Raw genomic sequence first — 16,080 nt, 5'->3', positions numbered from 1 at the left:
TCGTAATTCATCTTGATTAAAACCCAAAACACTTGTAGAGACGGCGATTTATCGCGTCTCTTAATTAAACCGTATTTGATTAAAACCCAGGTTAAGAACAAACGAAAAAATCATCATTTTTTCAAAGCAAACGCATCTATCCGTGGTGTAACAATTACGAATCACGAACTACGAATTACGAATTATCCAATGGGGCGATTACCAGGATTGACTGCATGGATATATTCACTACCCGATCCCGGTCTTCCTCGTTTATAGTAAGCTTCTTCTGGTTTACCCCATCCTAGCTGCAAAATCATTTCCAAAAAACTTGAATTTTCCCACTTACATAAACTTGCCCATTCTGTTCTCTGAACAATTCTTTCTACATCAGATGTAAGAATTTGTTGGTATTGTTTACTGTTATTGAAACTCAAATATAAATCCATCCCTATAGAGACTTCATACCAAAATTCTACAATGGAATTTTTAGCAGCTTTTAATATCTCTAAGTCACTAGCAAGAGCTATTAAATCAGTATTTACTTCAGGATAGTTCAAGTTTTTACCTTTAACTGTCACCTGCCGCCAGATAATACCTGAAACTTGATTTTCTTTTTGATAGTCGTGAATTGCAGCTTTGAAATCTTGATAAGCTGTGAATTGTTGTAGCCCATCAGTCCTGATAAACTGGTCAATTACAGGATTGCCAGAGACCGTTATCTCTAACTTTAGGCGTTTTCCGTTGAGGCAAGCTTGGCGTTCGGCTGCCAAAACTTGAATTAGCTCCTGGGTGGTGTAAACCTTTGACATCAGAATACACTCAATACGGGACTAGAGATTACTTTTCTAAATGGTTAACACAGATATTTCAATATTATGCTTTGACATCAGCAGAAATGTAGTAACAGATAGCACGAAAAACGAGGGCAGACCAATTTGGTCTACCCCATAACTTATCTAGCTAACTCACTACTGAACTCATTAAAAGCTCGTCGCTTTAGTTGTGCTGTTTCGGTACGTGGTAATAAATCAAAGATTTTGCGAAATTGATCGTCTATTTCTTCAAAAGGTACTTGACCTTTTTTATCCAAAACTACCTCACCTGCTTTATTAAACACTACGACTTGAGGAACAGACCCAGAATAGTAATATCCTGGTTCTGTAGGGTCGTAGGTTTCTTTAGACGGGATAGTATCTACATTAATCGGCATAATCTCTGCTACCCGACCGTAGAATTCCTGTACCCGTGAGATAGAAATGGCATATCTTTTAGAATCGCTGCTGTCATCCAAATAAAAAGCCAAAAATATCGGTTTATGTTCCGCTAAAGTTTGTGCAAGTGTCTGCCTGGGAGGAACTAATGAACCGTTGCCAGCATAAACAACGAAGATGTTGCCATCATATAAATCATTATCGAGACCAGCATAAGCAGGTTGCGTACTTATAATGAAAAGACTTACAAGCAACAACAGGCATTTGGACAACCACCTTTGCCAGCTAGTAATTTGTTTATGTAAAAAAAGAAATTTTGTGCTATTCATCAAAAGGAACCTTGCAAGCTACTACTTGTCGTGAGTTTGTGCTGAATTCGGGAAACTGGGCTGGATATGTAATTACGCCCACACACTATTTTTTAAGATAACGTCTACTGAGATTATCTCTTGTAAGTGGATGATGGAGTTGAACGGAGTTCTGAGGTGGATGAACGGAGTTCTGATGTGGATGAACGGAGTTCTGAGGTGGATGAACGGAGTTCTGAGGTGGATGAACGGAGTTCTGAGGTGGATGAACGGAGTTCTGAGGTGGATGAACGGAGTTCCGAGGTGGATGAACGGAGTTCTGAGGTGGATGAACGGAGTTCCGAGGTGGATGAACGAGATTTATAACTCTCCCTTGCTTCCCCTGCCTCCCCCCCCTTTCAAGGGTAGGTTTTTAGAAAAGGGTAGAAGATAATAGGAGTTACGCGCTCATGACTCATCATGCATTATTTGACTTTTTATTTAATGCTTATATACCTTTCTGGTTGGGATGAATATCATCCTTACCTGGTAAATACACAAAATCAGCCTAGCAAAGTAGTTTTCTCTAACTTTGGTTAGAAGGTTAAGTCTTAGAACTTATCATAATGATGTATATATCCGAATCATATTTAGGATAAGCTCAAATAGCCAATTTTCAAGGGTTTTATAACCGTTGTAAATTCGGGACTTTGTTTGAGGAAATCGAAGATAAAGCACATGAGTTGGGAATAAGATCACCGAAGCTGACGTTTTCCGCCACACAACGGCTAAAAAGCTTGCGGCGCAGGAGTTTTTAAAAGAAAAATGCAAGACTGATTTTGCCCCTTGTGACACGTTCGTCAGATCTACCCCTTTAAGTAGAGCGAGAGTCATCAGTTCGCTTTCAAAGCTAATTCTGGTAGGCTTTTCAGCTACTTTTCCTCTAGTGACAGCTTCCTTAGCTTTATGCCACTTAGGAGAAGCTGAATATGGAAAATAACCATGATTCAATAAATCGGCAGAGGCGCAATGCTCAAACTCACAATTGGGAGCAACCTTTGTTTGAATCAGATAATGATTTGGGGAAGGAGTCCGAAGACTCCCAAATTGAGCAACCCAAAGCTGAGAAACTTGAGGACAGACTTGCTGCTATTGATGAAAAAGTAAATCAGTTAACTGTACTGTTTCTGGAAAAAATTCAAGACGACACTATAAAAGCAGATCTGTTTGACAAGCTATATAGTCAACTGACATACTACCGTGAGGATTTTATCTTTAAACATACGATTTATCGCATATTTAAAGACCTGATTCGTATGTTTGATACTTTAGAAGAAACGCTCAAACCATCAATCTTAAAGAACTTACAACCAGAGGATCTGATTAGCCGTTTTCGGAGTTTTCATGCTCAGATTCTTAAGACATTAGAACGACATGACGTTGAACTCATCAAAAAAGGTGATGGTATGCCATTTGATGAAGTAATTCAAGAAGCAGTAGATGCCAGACTTGTTGATTCCCAATCTGAGGATCAGCAGGTGCTTGAAGTACTTAAAAGAGGATTTAAGTACCGCGAGAGCATCCTTAGATCCGAACAGGTCGTTGTGGGCAGATATGAAAGAGAAGAGCAGTAAGACATAACAAATTACAGTAATCGGTTCTAATAAGCAATTGCGGAGGAAATATGGCTAAGGTGATTGGCATTGACTTGGGAACCACAATGTCGGCAATGGCATATATTGATGACATGGGGCGACCCGCAATTATTCCCAATGCAGAAGGGCATAATCTTACGCCTTCTGTGATTATGATTCGTGGTAATGAACGCGTTGTTGGCAGAACAGCCAAAAATGCTGCGGTTGCTCGTCCCAAAAATGTTGTGCAGTTCATCAAACGTGAAATGTCCAATCCGGACTATGTTTTCACAGATGAAAATGGACAAGAACACCGACCTGAAGAACTTTCTGCTCTGATTTTAAAGAAGCTGAAGCAGGATGCCGAGAAGAGGTTAGGAGAAGAGGTCAAACAAGCTGTCATTACCGTACCAGCTTACTTTGCTGATTTGGAACGGCAACGGACAAAGCAGGCTGGGGAAATTGCTGGATTTGAGGTGCTAGATATTATTAATGAACCAACTGCGGCAGCGATCGCCTATGGGATTGAAAAAGCTCAAGACGGCATTAATATCTTCGTTTATGACTTAGGCGGTGGAACTTTTGATGTCACTTTGATGCAGGTTGGTACTGGAGAATTGAGAGTGCTAGCGACAGATGGTAATAAGCTTCTTGGAGGCTATGATTTTGATGAAGAAATCTGCCAGTTTTTTGCCGAACAGTTCAGACAAAAACATGATCTAGATCCTCTAGAAAATCTACAAATCTATCAGAAATTTCTTACCGAAGCTGAGACGGCAAAGGTAAATTTGTCAGCAGATGTGGAAACCTACATAAACCTGACTGCGGAAGGAAAGATACATGATTTCACGCTCAAGAGAGAGCAGTTTGAGAATCTTATTGAACATCATATCAACCAAACTCTATTTTTGAGTAAAAGAGTACTAAGTGACGCACATCTAGATTGGGAACAAGTAAACAAAGTCCTGCTTGTTGGAGGTTCAACGCGGATTCCATTAGTGCAGAATAAGGTCAAAGATTTAACCAAAAAAGAACCAGAAACTGGCTTTAACCCAGATGAAGTTGTAGCTTTAGGAGCCGCAATCTACGCAGCAGGTTTGGCGGGAGAAACTGTGCGGAAACCGGGTGGGAAAGCGATCGCTCCTGTCAAAGTCCGCAATGTCACTGCCCATTCTTTGGGAATTATCACTAAAAATGCTGAAACAGACAAAGACATCAACTCTAAGCTAATTTTCAAAAACACTGAAATCCCAGCAAAAGGAGAAGGAAACTTCACAACAATTAAAGATAACCAAACGGAGGTCGAAATCCAGATTATCCAAGGAGAAGACGAGAATCCTGAGAATTGCGATAAGGTTGGTGATGCTGGACTGTTAACGGGAATTCCTCCTCAGCCTAAAGGAGTTCCCCAAATCGAGGTATCGCTGAGTTATGACGAATCTGGCTTTGTATATTTGTATGCCAGAGAGCTAGAGTCTGGTAAGAAAATTACTGCAAAAATCAAGAATCACGCTCTACTTTCTCGTGAAGAAGTAAAAAGAGCTTCCGAAAAAGTTGCCGCTTTGCAAGTTACTTAATCATATCAAGTGGCATTCAAATGGATTATTTAAGAGGGGGAGAAGGAATGACAAAGTGTATCTTTTTTCCTCTACCTCTGATCAAATTACTAATGCTTGTGTGGCAAACGTTGATGTTTAAGTAAGGATAAATTTAATCATGGCTGATGATTCCTTCCATAATATTGATTATTTTGATTTCTTTAAAGATATAGAAGTTGAGTTCAAGGGGAAAACATTTAAGCTATCGCGAAAGCATACATGGGAGATTAACAAAGATGTTTTGGAAGCAATTGTGGACAAGCTAGACAAACGGCGAGATAAAAACTCGCTGTCGCAGCTACTGTTAGCGCAGAAAGCTACAGCGATATTTAGTGACAAGATTCGCTACAATAACTATTTGCAGGAAATAGATGCAGATAAAAATAAAATTGAAGAATTAAACAAGCAACTCGAAAAGCTCTCTAAGGAACTGGATAAACTGCAATCAGGAAGTCATTCAACCGACAATCGGAGAAGCCATGAACTAGAAGAACAACTCAAACAGATTCAAGACAAGCTATCTTCTGAGTTTGAAAGAATTAGTTTGACAGATAGTACTGCACAGGAAAAAATTCAAGAGCTTCAGGAGAAAATTCTTGACCTAGAAGGAATACTAAAAGCCTCAATAGACAAGAATAATTCTCCGCAAAAACCTTTATGGAAGCAAGTTATTCGCGAAATAGGTAGAATATTAATTGAGGACACTAATACACCCCAGCCACCAAGTAATCCCCCTCCTAGAAATATCCCCCCTGCCCAAGTACCATCTATTAACTTAAGCGGTGTCTGGCGAGATGTGCAAGGTGCTACGTACTTGTTTGAGCAGCGTGGTAATCAGCTGAGAGTCCAAGGAAGAAACGCGATGGGAGCAGTCATTTTAGAAGGTGAAGGCACAGTTTTTGGCAACACAGTTCAGATTTCCTATCAGAACTATTTTTATCATTCCTACGGACAATCTCAACTTAACATATCTGCCAACGGATGGCGATTAGATGGCATGGTCAACGATTCTTATAGCGGAACTATTCCTGCTACACTGTTTCGTCAATCTTAAATCTTCTTAGTTTCTGAGATAACAATTGCAATAGTCTGTAAAGTACAATGGATGACAGTCAAGCCATAACCGTAGATATCAACGACATAGTACGAATTTTAAAAAGCAGAGATATTGCTGCCCAAAGAGCTTTCATTGAAGCGTGCCCATCTTCTAGATTTAAAAATACAGCCTTAAGCACAATTAACTCATACAGTTTTCTAGACATAACCCTGATGGGCTTAAATTTACTAGCTGAAACTTATTGTGAAGGAATTGATTGTGAACTGGGAATCACACTGAGCAAAGCAATTTATCAGTTGTCTCAGGAAGCTTTTGAGGCAACCCCAAGAAATACCCATTTAATGAACACAGGAACAAGTGCCATCAATTGCGTCAAGGGACTTCACGCTTTAGGAAGGCATAGCGAATTAATTAAATTTACTACGAATGCTATCCAGTATCTTGAAGCAAAGACTGATAAAAACCAGCATGATATCTATCAAATAATTCAAGATGACATTCTCAAATTATTTCAAGGTCAAATTGAGGCACACATCAACCTCATCCAATTTGATGAAGCTGAAAAACTACTAAAGCAAGCTAGAAAAATTCTTCCAGCTAAGCAATCAGACAAACTAGAGGGACAACTCAAAGAAAAAAAATTAAAATCGAATAAACAGCTTTCTCAAGCTAGCCAAGAGCCTAAAAGCTATTTCTTAGAAAAACAAGAAAATGAATTTCAAGAATTTGCCAGAAAAGATGCAAGTGAGCTTCCACCTCAACTTAGCAACACAGATGTGATTGTTAATCTGCTCGGTGATTACGAGAAAGGTATTCAATCTATGAAATATCTTGTATCTCCGGAAGAGGCAAATTTATTTGATCTATTGTTGGAACAAATCAAGCAAGAAATTGAAGTCTTACCAAATTCAATGAACCAAGAAGAACTAAAACAATGGTTTGTCCAACAGCGTTCCCAACCAATTCCTAAAGATGCAGAATGGTTCAATTCATTTGCTGAACAGTTCAAACAATATCCACAAATTGATTTATTTAAAGACCAATCTATTAGGAACTTGGTTATAGATTTGATTAGTGGAGGAGGTGAGCAACTCAATCAACTTCAAAATTGGAAGCGCATAAGCAATGCCAGGGATATTCTCATTGATCCGGTGAAGGGAAAAGACCTCGAAATTATTGAACAATTAATTTCTATATTAATAGAAGCGCGAAACTGGGCAAAAGAACATAACTTCTCAAAAGATGAAAACAGTGCCCTATGGTGCCTATCCTGTTGTTACTCCCGCACAAAACGAGAAGAGCAAGCGATAGAGATATTGCAGACGTTACGAACTAACCTAGAAACAATCCGTAGTACAATTTCCGACCCACAAAAACGGGCTGGGGTGATGCGTTCATTTCCTTACCTGTTTGGTAATCTTTGTCAGCTGCTCTATCGCCTCGATCGCCCAGTGGAACTATTGGAAGCTATGGAGGGGGCAAAGGGGAGAGTTTTGGCTGATGTGCTGACGCGCTACAGTCATCAACCTGTGCCCGATCGGAGTTTTTCAGCAACAGTTCAACAGTTACCAACTCTGATACAGGCTGTCAACGCCCACTACATCAGCTACTTTGTTGACGATGACGAAACGTTTGCTGTCTTGGTAGCTAAAGATGGTTCACTGCACGCTCGCTCTATTCCTATTGGTAAGACAACACTTCAAGAGTGGTTAGATTACAAACACGATAAAGACGAACGCAATCCCATCAACCCTAAAAATTGGGTTAACAAGTACCGAGGGGGAAAAGTTCCCGACGATCTACCTGAACGTCTAGCTCCTTTAGTTAGTTGGCTAGAGGAAGAATCCAATTTAGTCCAACAAGGAGATCACATTTGCTACTGTCCTGATGAACAGCTGCATTTGATTCCATTTCATTACCTGCCTTTTCGGGGAGAACCACTGGTGCGCTATGTCTCCCTATCCCGGACTCATAGTGCCTTGGCATTGACCGAACTACTCAATCGAAAAACTGTACGACCTAATCAATTTACTGTTGTTCAGGTAACAGCACAGAAAGACCAAGATTCACCGGAAATGGTAGAGGCATTTCAGCAAGTTGCAAAGTGGCTAAACAACAAAAAGCTAAGAGGAGATGAACTTATTGGAGAAAAGGCAGACCTATCAGTAGTTTTGAGGCTTCCCTTTGCCCAGCGACTTGTTCACTTTGCGACTCATGGTATTTTCCCCAACAAAGATGATAAAAATAAGGAAATTAACCCTTATGAATATTCTGGGTTGCTCCTTGCCAAAGATGGACGTTTGCCATCTAGCAGTCAACAGGGAGCTAATGCTACTTTACTGACACCAGAGCAAGTGTTGGAACATCGACCCAGACTAAATTTTTGGGGTAGCCATGTCACAATGCAGGCTTGTGTCACGGGTCTTGCTAAAGAGGGTATTGGTGGCGATGCTTTAGGGCTGGAATGGGCTTTTTTCCAAGTAGGAGCCATTAGCCTACTAGCAACTCATTGGAATGTACATGCAGAATGGGTAGCAAAATTTAGTGTAAAATTTTACCAAAAGTGGCTATTCGAGCAAGCTTCGCGGGCTAAAGCATGGCGTGAGACGATGCTGGAGTTAATAATGGATAGTCAACATGAATCTTTACTATACCCCAAGCCTTATTATTGGGCAGGGTTTAGCTTGTCTGGAGATTGGCGTTAAATCGAATCTTGCATAAACTCTACTAAGGAGAAACAGCAATGACATCAGATGTAATTAATCAAATCAGGGCATTGGATGATGTAGATGTTGTTGAGTTTTTTGATTACTTCAGTCAAAAGATGTTGAATGGAGTTGATGATCTCGATCAACTCGTCGAAGAAATACCACCTGCAATCCGGTCAATGCCAGAATTTTCCGAGATTGATCGCCTCTCAATGGAGGAGGAAGAAGTGAAACTAGACACTAGGGAGTCAGTGGCGATCGCTCGCAATCTTCTAGAAACTCTAGCCCAAGAACCAAGCCTGTCTGCTATTGTGCAAAAGACTTTGGAGATGTATAAGGCGGAAATGGAGGCGGGCGATCGCAACCCAATCCTATCTGTTACCCTAGCAGCTTCAATGATCCTTGTGGTAGCGACAACCAAGATTTCTATTAAAATTGGTGGTGTAACGTTTGAGAAAAATGAGGCAACTCCGGCATTGATTGGAGAAACTTCCACGCTTCTTTTAACTCTCCCACAGAAAAAATATACTTCTCAACAAACACGAGGCAGAGGGTAACAATAAGTGTTTCTTTCGTTTATGACTGGCTGCAAGTGCAACTAGTCAATGCTCTTATGAAAATAACCACTAGTTTTAAGCACAAGTAAGCAAAAATTAAGCAATGGAATTTTGTCACTTGCTCCAAAGTCTTATATACCAAGGTTTGAGGTAGGCTCGACCGTTTCCACTTGCGCGGTCGAAGCTGGGAAGTGCGATCGCTCCCCTAAATCTAAAGTTCTGGCTCATCAACTGGCTGAGTGTATTCGCAAAAAATCCTTAGTCCCACCTTTAGGAGATATAAAACGATGACGTTAGAAATTGCTGGGTCGAAGGGCAAACCCGATAGAGTGGTGAGGGAGACAATCAAGCCAGTAAGTAAAGGGGCGCTGCCTGGGGTGAAATGAGCATCTGTGCAGAAAGTTACGCTAAGGACTTGATGAGCCACTTTCAATACTGCGATCGCCACGGATAACACTATAGTTGCTGCTAAATTTTTTTTCGAGAGCATCTAGCCTTGACTCCAACTCCTTTACCTTTAACCCTCTTTGGAGACGCTACGCGAACGGGAAGCAAGCTACGTTCTCAAGCCAACCTAAACAGTTTAAGGGTTTTGGCGCTAACCCAAGCGTATTGAGCTATAAATGCTCAAAAAATACTCAAAGTGCTGTATTAAATACAAAAAGACCAGCCTCCCACAGCTGGTCTATAAAATATTTTTTTGCGTTGTCTTCTCAAGAGAGTTAAAACCCAATTGCGCGTTCCCAAAATGCAACGGGCAACTTTTCTTAACAATATTGTAACAGTCAACACAGATTTTTCAGGAATATTCATCAAAAAAAGATATTAGCAAAGCTTAAATGCCTCTATCTATTAGAAGAATTCAGTAGAACGCAGGGTATAGACTGACAAAACCAGAGGTAGAGGAAGCAGAAAAGAAATCACCAATAACCAATACAACTCTTGGAGAGGCTGCGCCCTAAGCGTAGCTATGCCGCAGGCTTTACGACTACGCGGTAGTTGAATCTCGACTTCGCTCGATTTCCGCGCAGTCGAAACTCAGTACAAGTGACTAGTGACTAATGACTATTTGTGGTTTTCCCCAAAGGATGCTCTCCTGCTTGTAAATCGCAATTCCCGGTTTTGCTCCTTTGGGTTTATAAACGTGTTTTGGCTGAGTGTAAACTACTGGCACTTGCTCACTCTGACGCGCACGACTGTAGTATGCAGCAAGATTAGCGACAAATTGCAAATCAGCTTCTTCTGCCACAGCACCGGGTTCTAGACGTAGTAGCAGATGACTCCCTGGAATTTCTTGAGCGTGGAACCAGATGTCATAATCCCCAGCTACACGAAAGGTTAATTGGTCATTTTGGCGATTATTGCGGCCGATTAATACTTCAAAGCCACTGGGGGTAAGGTAACGATGAAAGTTGGTGCTAGGAGGTTCATTTGCACTGCGACTGCGATATTCTGGATCTTCTAGATACTTTTGCCCAATCAACTCTTCACGGATTTCTTCTAAAGCTCGTAAATCTTCTGATGTTTTGTAGGTGTCTATTTGAGCGATCGCAGCTTCTACTTGTTCTAAATACTCAATTTCTGTCTGCACTTCCAACAGTAACGGTTCCACGGCAGCACGAGCGCGTTTGAGTTTTTGGTGCTGTTTGTAAAGACTTTGGGCATTTTGGACAGCATTTTTATCTGGCTGGAGAGCGATCGCTACTGGCAAGTTTGTATCAAAATCAGCAAGGATAATTTCTTTCATCCCTGGTTCCCAGTTTTGCAGGTGAGCCATCAATAAATCAGCTTTTTGTCGATACTCGTCGGCTTGATCTGATTGCTGCAAGCGCGTTTTAAAGGTTTGAGCTTTGTTGCGTAATTTCGCCAGAATATTATTTAATTTCTGACTCAACTGATGGCGCAATTGAGAAAATAACTGTTGGTCAATTTCGTTACTGTAGTACTGGTTGAGCAACTCCTGGATATCTTTGACTTTTTCAACTACACCCCAACCCATTACGGTGTAACCATCTTTTGTCCAAGCGGGTTGAAATTTCTTGGAATCCAAAGCTTGCAGCCATTCTTGCCAACGCTCAAACAACCTTCGCCAATCGTCGGGGTTAAGAGTATCGGTAGATGTTTCTGGTGTGATATTTGCTTCTAACAGCATTAACTCCAGCAATGCTGCACTCAAGCCACTATAACTTTTCAGCAATTGCCGCTTAATTGCTCCTGGCACTAAACTTACCCGTTCTTGCCAACGTTCTTGGGATTCACTCAAACTGGGGACAGTTCCAGTCAGTTTTGGTGGTGTTTCATAAGGTTGTCCGGTTTGGATGGGACGGACACTAGATTGTTGCTGACTGACTTGATGAGCTGCGGTGATAATTATATTGCTAGCGTCGGTGAGAATAACGTTGCTATATTTGCCCATAATTTCTGCATAGACATGATACAGGGCGCTTTCTCCGGGACGACGGGCAAATTGCAAATCGATAACACGCTCCCAAGGGGCGATCGCTTCAATACTCACCAATGCCAAACCACCCAATTGGTGTATCAGTTGTTGACTAAAGGTAAAAGTATCTGGCGATCGCGGTGGTGGATCGCCAATACAAATATGTGCAGCTTGGGGATGCCAAGAAATTTGTAGCCAATCACGCTGTTTCAGGGTGCGTAATGCTATGGCAATAGTATAGCGATCGCGCTGATAAACCTGTTCTGTCCGCGAGGGCAGCCAGTTAGCGCGTAGTTCGCTACAAGTAGCTGTAAGGGTGGTGAAGTCAACTGGTTGCATAGCCGTTCGCGTTCAAAGGTCGATGCTCAGTATACTTCCATCATCTCTAATAATGTAGGGTAGACATCCCCCAATTGCTCCCCTAACAAATATAGAGACGCAAAATTTTGCGTCTCTCTACAGAATTTATCGGTATGTAAGATTGATTTTATCTGAAGTAAATTCAATACTGCTCGGGTAAAGCATTTTTAACTCGAATTGGTTTTGGGGTAAAGGTTAAAGGTTTTTTCTTTTCCCTTTCCCCTTCCCCTTTTCCCCTTAACCGACAAGTATTGGAAGTGGATTAAGTTGCTTGAAACACTATTTAGCAACCAATGCAGGTTCTTTTGCTGATGGTTCTAACAATTGAGTGTAAAGTTCACTCAACTGAGTTGCGACACCATGCCAACTGAATTTGCTTTCAGTACGCTTTCTGCCAGCTTTACCCAATTCGTCTCGCCACTCTGGATTAAAGAGAATTCGGTCAATAGCAGACGCAAAAGCACCTACATCTTGTGGTGGTGCTAATAAACCAGTTTGTTCATTAACTACAGTAAATTGAAGTCCACCGACATCACTAGCTACAACCGGCGTACCGCTTGCCATCGCTTCGATCGCTACGAGTCCAAAGGGTTCGTAGTGACTAGGAACAACGCAGACATCGGCAGCTGCGTAATAAGTTGGTAAAATATCTTGACTGAGACGACCAGCAAAGATGGTCAAGTCAGTGATTCCTAATTCGTGGACGATTTGCTCAATGCGATCGCGCTCAATGCCGTCGCTGTTACCTGGAGTACTACCACCGCCAATAATTAGCTTGAGATTATTCGAGTCGCGTAGTTGAGACTCGTTAACTGCACGCACTAGGGTTTCTATACCTTTGCGTTGGTCAAAACGCCCTACATATAATACAACTTTGGCATCTTTGGCAATTTCCAGTTCAGCCCTAGCTGCTTCTCGCCCAATGGAACCAAAACGCTGAATATCTGTACCACAGGGAATGATATCGATATTGCCTTCAGTGGAAACTAGTGATCGCATGTGTTGCTGTTCTTGCGGACTTGTCGCCACAATTCGCTCTGCTGTTTCCAACACCTGTTTTTCTACTGCTAATCGCACACTAGCAATCAGAGGAATATTTTCTATCGTGTTGTACTTGACTGCTCCTAATGAGTGGTAGGTGTGAACCTGTTTACTCTCTTGGATTTTCTTTAACTGCATCCCCACCCAACTAGAGAGCCAATAGTTAGTGTGAAGTAACTCGTATTTAATCTCATTTTTTACCTGAAATTTGAGGAAATTATCCACAAATTCTGGCAAATATTCAAAAATTTCATCTCGCGGCACAAACTCAAGGGGCCCAGCTTTTAAACGAATAGTTCGACAATTGTCCCCATGTTCAACAATCAAGTCTTGCTCCAGACTTACTTTGCGGGTAAACATATCAACTTGCCATCCCAGCTGCGCTAGTGCTTCACCCACTTGGCGCACATAAACATTTTGTCCCCCAGCTTCTTCTTTCCCTATTTCAATCGCCGGGTCTCCGTGGACGGAAATCAAGGCGATACGTTTTTCGGTGGTAGAGTTCATAGTTTGTGTGTTGCTGATTTTAACAAAGCTCTAGGCTGTTTCAAGTTCGTGTGTAACACACTTACTTGAATTGTTGAGAAACTTTGATTAATATTCATTTTAATTTAATATACCTAATATTTTTTTACATCTTCTGTCAGAAGTATAATTTTAGGTTAAGTATTTATATTTAATTTCTTTAGATAGAGGAAAATTTATACCTCATATTTCATACTTTTGATAGATAAAAATTATAGTTTTTCACCTTTTTTTTATGCTTATCTAAATTAATTAATTGACACTCCCCACCTTATGAGTACATTGAAGGTGGGGATTCTACATTCCTCCTAGCTACTTGCTCTACCAGGGTTTCCCCAAGTAGAGTAGAGGCTGCTAGTCCTGTGGCGTTACTTTCAGTCTGCCCGACTGTAGCTTTTGCAAGATTTAGAATATTCACTGCCGCATTTACATCCCTCTGCAAAACACAACCGCATTTACAAGTATGGGTGCGGACTGACAAAGCTTTTTTGACAATTACACCACAACTGCTGCATTTTTGGCTTGTATATTGGGGAGGAACAGCAACTACAACAGTTCCAAACTTAGTTGCAAAATATTCTAACCATTGGCGAAACAAAGTCCAGCCAACATCATTTGTCCTCTTTTTTACCTGCGGTAAAAATCAACTACAGATGCAATCGTCAATCGCTGCCTTACATCCCCTGAGCTATAGACGGATGGGGTATTACGGCGTTTCGATAAACACTTAACGTGAATTTGACAAATTGACAGCAAAAATTAGGAGTTAGAAATTATATTCACCATGCCAAAAATCCCACCTACGAGGGAATAAGATTTTTGATTTTTTTGGTAAATGTAAGCAACTACCCGACTTAAAAATTGACCCCTAAGTCGAGTAAAGTCTTAATTTTGGGGTGTAAAATTGACAAGTATTTATGAGTGTAGCTAAGTAGCTAACTGACAATACTATATGTTATTTTTACAACCTTAAAAGTGAGATTAACATTTGCTGACTATAGATAAACCTTTATTAATTCTCCTTGACATCTGATGCACAGGTGTAATTTGAAACTAGTAAAACGCTTACTTCTGACATTGAATTTAAAAGCAGCTAGCACAGTTAACTCACCACGTTGAACTCAAGTTGTATTAAGTAGTTATAATAACTGTTAAATATTGATGCAAAATCGGGTACTTTATTGAATTTGCTTCGAAAAGTCTCAGATTATATTCTCAATCATTAATAAATTTCAGGAGCAAATCAGGTGTTTACTTCAACCTTACTCGCTGCTGCAACTACACCCCTGCAATGGAGTCCGACAGTTGGACTGATTATCATTATTGCTAATATCATTGCCATTGCCTTTGGGAAATCGACCATCAAATATCCCAATGCAGAACCAGCACTACCCTCATCTAATCTTTTTGGTGGTTTTGGTTTACCAGCCCTTTTAGCAACCACTGCCTTTGGTCATATCTTAGGAGTGGGCGCTGTTTTAGGATTGCATAACCTGGGAAGAATTTAGGTTCTTGCCCAAGTTAGCCTTTATTTGATGATTCTTTTGTCTCCAGCATTGAGCCAGAGAGTGTTAATTCTTTGGCTCTTTTTTATATATAAATTGTCTAATATTCGCTGGATTCCTCTTAAGTTCTAATCTGTACTAACTCTTAACGAATGTCCACTCAAGTACCTTGATCGGGGCTTGTTGTAGCGCTTGAGTTAGTTGGGCACTGCTGTTAAATTTCACCTGCGAGAGGTCGCAGGCTTCGACGTTGACCGTGAATTTATCATCTTGGAAGGGCCAGGGTTTGACAACAACCAAGTTATCACTGCGCTGCATGATGTCATAGCGCTCACCTTCAGGGCCCTTGCTAATTTCTAAAAACCGCTCATCGTCAGGTAGTTCTTGCTGGCATAAGATGAGAGAAAGGCGATCGCACCACTGCATAAACGCATAGGCTGCATCAACTTCCTCCTTTTTTATCCCCAGTTCCTTGCGCCAACGTTGCTGGTTTTGAAGTTGCTCATCCAAAAGTTTGTCTAGTTTGGGATACTTACCCCGGCTTCCCTCATTTAGACGGCTGATGTGCATGGAAATTAATAGAGCTACCCATCGTCCACGGTAAAGGGCATTCTTTGCCAAATCAGCCAATTTCTGTACCCCAGCATCTACATCGGCATTTGAGGACAGCATGAAGTCCTTTGGCGCACCGGCTTCAGTCAGAATATCTTCTTCCCACTCTTTCTCTAAATCATCGTGATGAGAAATTGCAGCGATGGTTTCATATAATCTTACTGGCGCATCTTTACGTCGCCATTGCCCCGCCAGTTGAGCTGCTAATAAAGCATGGGCACGATGGTAAATGACTTCCCAACCATTTGACGTAGCGTTGACAATCACAAATTAATCTCCTGATTTTTAGTTTTGATTTTGAATTGAATCTGAATTCAGAAACGTCAGGCTAGATATTGAAGAGGCGATCGCTCTGACTTTTTCAGTGTGACTTACGATTTACACCCATTTTAATTTGAGTGCAATATAGTCCATCCTTCGTAACGCAGAGATATGTAGCTAATATTCCCAACTTCTCTAAGAAGTAAGTCGGGAGTATGGTTATTTACCAACCTTCGGTCGAGGAAACAGGGAACAGTGAAGATTTTTGGTTAGATGCGGACAGATCCGCATCTAAAGCTTTA

General features: G+C 41.0%; 14 protein-coding genes. 7 read left to right on the top strand and 7 right to left on the bottom strand.

The genetic code is table 11. From position 1 onward, the window contains the following. Nucleotides 1-182: 182 nt before the first annotated feature. Together H6G86_RS04465 and H6G86_RS04460 are read right to left on the bottom strand one after the other, a co-directional pair. Nucleotides 183-791 carry a hypothetical protein gene (locus H6G86_RS04465; protein ID WP_190933300.1) on the bottom strand — a complete coding sequence of 203 codons (609 nt, stop codon included), beginning with the start codon at nucleotides 789-791 and terminating at the stop codon, nucleotides 183-185. A gap of 143 nt (nucleotides 792-934) precedes the next feature. Then, a complete protein-coding gene (locus tag H6G86_RS04460) occupies nucleotides 935-1,522 on the bottom strand; it encodes a thylakoid membrane photosystem I accumulation factor (RefSeq protein WP_163930935.1) in 588 nt (195 codons plus the stop codon). Between the two features lie 126 nt (nucleotides 1,523-1,648). Between H6G86_RS04460 and H6G86_RS04455 the strand changes: the two genes are divergently transcribed. From H6G86_RS04455 to H6G86_RS04430, 6 genes are all read left to right on the top strand, one after another. Then, entirely contained in the window at nucleotides 1,649-1,867 is a 219-nt protein-coding gene (locus tag H6G86_RS04455; RefSeq protein WP_190933299.1) for a hypothetical protein, read from the top strand. A 602-nt stretch (nucleotides 1,868-2,469) separates the two neighbouring features. Beyond that, nucleotides 2,470-3,114 (top strand): nucleotide exchange factor GrpE, encoded by a 645-nt coding sequence (grpE, locus tag H6G86_RS04450; protein ID WP_190933298.1) that lies wholly within the window; start codon nucleotides 2,470-2,472, stop codon nucleotides 3,112-3,114. 50 nt (nucleotides 3,115-3,164) lie between these two features. Then, complete coding sequence (locus tag H6G86_RS04445; RefSeq protein ID WP_190933297.1) at nucleotides 3,165-4,691, top strand: Hsp70 family protein; 1,527 nt, start codon at nucleotides 3,165-3,167, stop codon at nucleotides 4,689-4,691. 139 nt (nucleotides 4,692-4,830) lie between these two features. Continuing rightward, nucleotides 4,831-5,766, top strand: coding sequence for a hypothetical protein (locus tag H6G86_RS04440; RefSeq protein WP_190933296.1), 936 nt, complete (start codon nucleotides 4,831-4,833; stop codon nucleotides 5,764-5,766). A gap of 47 nt (nucleotides 5,767-5,813) precedes the next feature. Continuing rightward, nucleotides 5,814-8,474: a CHAT domain-containing protein gene (locus tag H6G86_RS04435; protein WP_190933295.1), complete on the top strand. Its 2,661-nt coding sequence runs from the start codon at nucleotides 5,814-5,816 to the stop codon at nucleotides 8,472-8,474. A 38-nt stretch (nucleotides 8,475-8,512) separates the two neighbouring features. Beyond that, complete coding sequence (locus H6G86_RS04430) at nucleotides 8,513-9,034, top strand: hypothetical protein (RefSeq protein ID WP_190933294.1); 522 nt, start codon at nucleotides 8,513-8,515, stop codon at nucleotides 9,032-9,034. Between the two features lie 211 nt (nucleotides 9,035-9,245). Here the strand turns inward: H6G86_RS04430 and H6G86_RS04425 are convergent, their stop codons facing one another. From H6G86_RS04425 to H6G86_RS04410, 4 genes are all read right to left on the bottom strand, one after another. Further along, nucleotides 9,246-9,524, bottom strand: coding sequence for a hypothetical protein (locus H6G86_RS04425; RefSeq protein WP_190933352.1), 279 nt, complete (start codon nucleotides 9,522-9,524; stop codon nucleotides 9,246-9,248). A gap of 561 nt (nucleotides 9,525-10,085) precedes the next feature. Continuing rightward, the gene (locus H6G86_RS04420; protein ID WP_190933293.1) at nucleotides 10,086-11,813 is read right to left on the bottom strand and encodes an Rqc2 family fibronectin-binding protein; all 1,728 of its coding nucleotides are present in this window, start codon (nucleotides 11,811-11,813) and stop codon (nucleotides 10,086-10,088) included. A 300-nt stretch (nucleotides 11,814-12,113) separates the two neighbouring features. Continuing rightward, nucleotides 12,114-13,382, bottom strand: coding sequence for a glycosyltransferase family 4 protein (locus H6G86_RS04415; RefSeq protein WP_190933292.1), 1,269 nt, complete (start codon nucleotides 13,380-13,382; stop codon nucleotides 12,114-12,116). Nucleotides 13,383-13,671: 289 nt separating this feature from the next. After that, nucleotides 13,672-13,998: a zinc ribbon domain-containing protein gene (locus H6G86_RS04410; RefSeq protein ID WP_190933291.1), complete on the bottom strand. Its 327-nt coding sequence runs from the start codon at nucleotides 13,996-13,998 to the stop codon at nucleotides 13,672-13,674. Between the two features lie 649 nt (nucleotides 13,999-14,647). Between H6G86_RS04410 and psaK the strand changes: the two genes are divergently transcribed. Continuing rightward, nucleotides 14,648-14,908 (top strand): photosystem I reaction center subunit PsaK, encoded by a 261-nt coding sequence (psaK, locus tag H6G86_RS04405; protein ID WP_012410900.1) that lies wholly within the window; start codon nucleotides 14,648-14,650, stop codon nucleotides 14,906-14,908. 135 nt (nucleotides 14,909-15,043) lie between these two features. On the opposite strand, the gene H6G86_RS04400 is transcribed toward psaK, so the two are convergent. Next, nucleotides 15,044-15,784: a DUF3891 family protein gene (locus H6G86_RS04400; protein WP_190933290.1), complete on the bottom strand. Its 741-nt coding sequence runs from the start codon at nucleotides 15,782-15,784 to the stop codon at nucleotides 15,044-15,046. Between the last annotated feature and the right edge of the window lie 296 nt (nucleotides 15,785-16,080).

It is taken from the genome of Nostoc sp. FACHB-133, from assembly GCF_014698055.1.
In the GTDB taxonomy this organism is placed as follows: Bacteria; Cyanobacteriota; Cyanobacteriia; order Cyanobacteriales; family Nostocaceae; genus Nostoc.
This window is presented reverse-complemented; position numbering and strand designations above follow the sequence as displayed.

Excerpts from the sequence above, each read along its gene's own strand:
- H6G86_RS04465 (WP_190933300.1), bottom strand. The coding sequence starts at position 791 with ATGTCAAAGGTTTACACCACCCAGGAGCTAATTCAAGTTTTGGCAGCC.
- H6G86_RS04460 (WP_163930935.1), bottom strand. The coding sequence starts at position 1,522 with ATGAATAGCACAAAATTTCTTTTTTTACATAAACAAATTACTAGCTGG.
- grpE (WP_190933298.1), top strand. The coding sequence starts at position 2,470 with ATGGAAAATAACCATGATTCAATAAATCGGCAGAGGCGCAATGCTCAA.
- H6G86_RS04445 (WP_190933297.1), top strand. The coding sequence starts at position 3,165 with ATGGCTAAGGTGATTGGCATTGACTTGGGAACCACAATGTCGGCAATG.
- H6G86_RS04440 (WP_190933296.1), top strand. The coding sequence starts at position 4,831 with ATGGCTGATGATTCCTTCCATAATATTGATTATTTTGATTTCTTTAAA.
- H6G86_RS04435 (WP_190933295.1), top strand. The coding sequence starts at position 5,814 with ATGGATGACAGTCAAGCCATAACCGTAGATATCAACGACATAGTACGA.
- H6G86_RS04430 (WP_190933294.1), top strand. The coding sequence starts at position 8,513 with ATGACATCAGATGTAATTAATCAAATCAGGGCATTGGATGATGTAGAT.
- H6G86_RS04425 (WP_190933352.1), bottom strand. The coding sequence starts at position 9,524 with ATGCTCTCGAAAAAAAATTTAGCAGCAACTATAGTGTTATCCGTGGCG.
- H6G86_RS04420 (WP_190933293.1), bottom strand. The coding sequence starts at position 11,813 with ATGCAACCAGTTGACTTCACCACCCTTACAGCTACTTGTAGCGAACTA.
- H6G86_RS04415 (WP_190933292.1), bottom strand. The coding sequence starts at position 13,382 with ATGAACTCTACCACCGAAAAACGTATCGCCTTGATTTCCGTCCACGGA.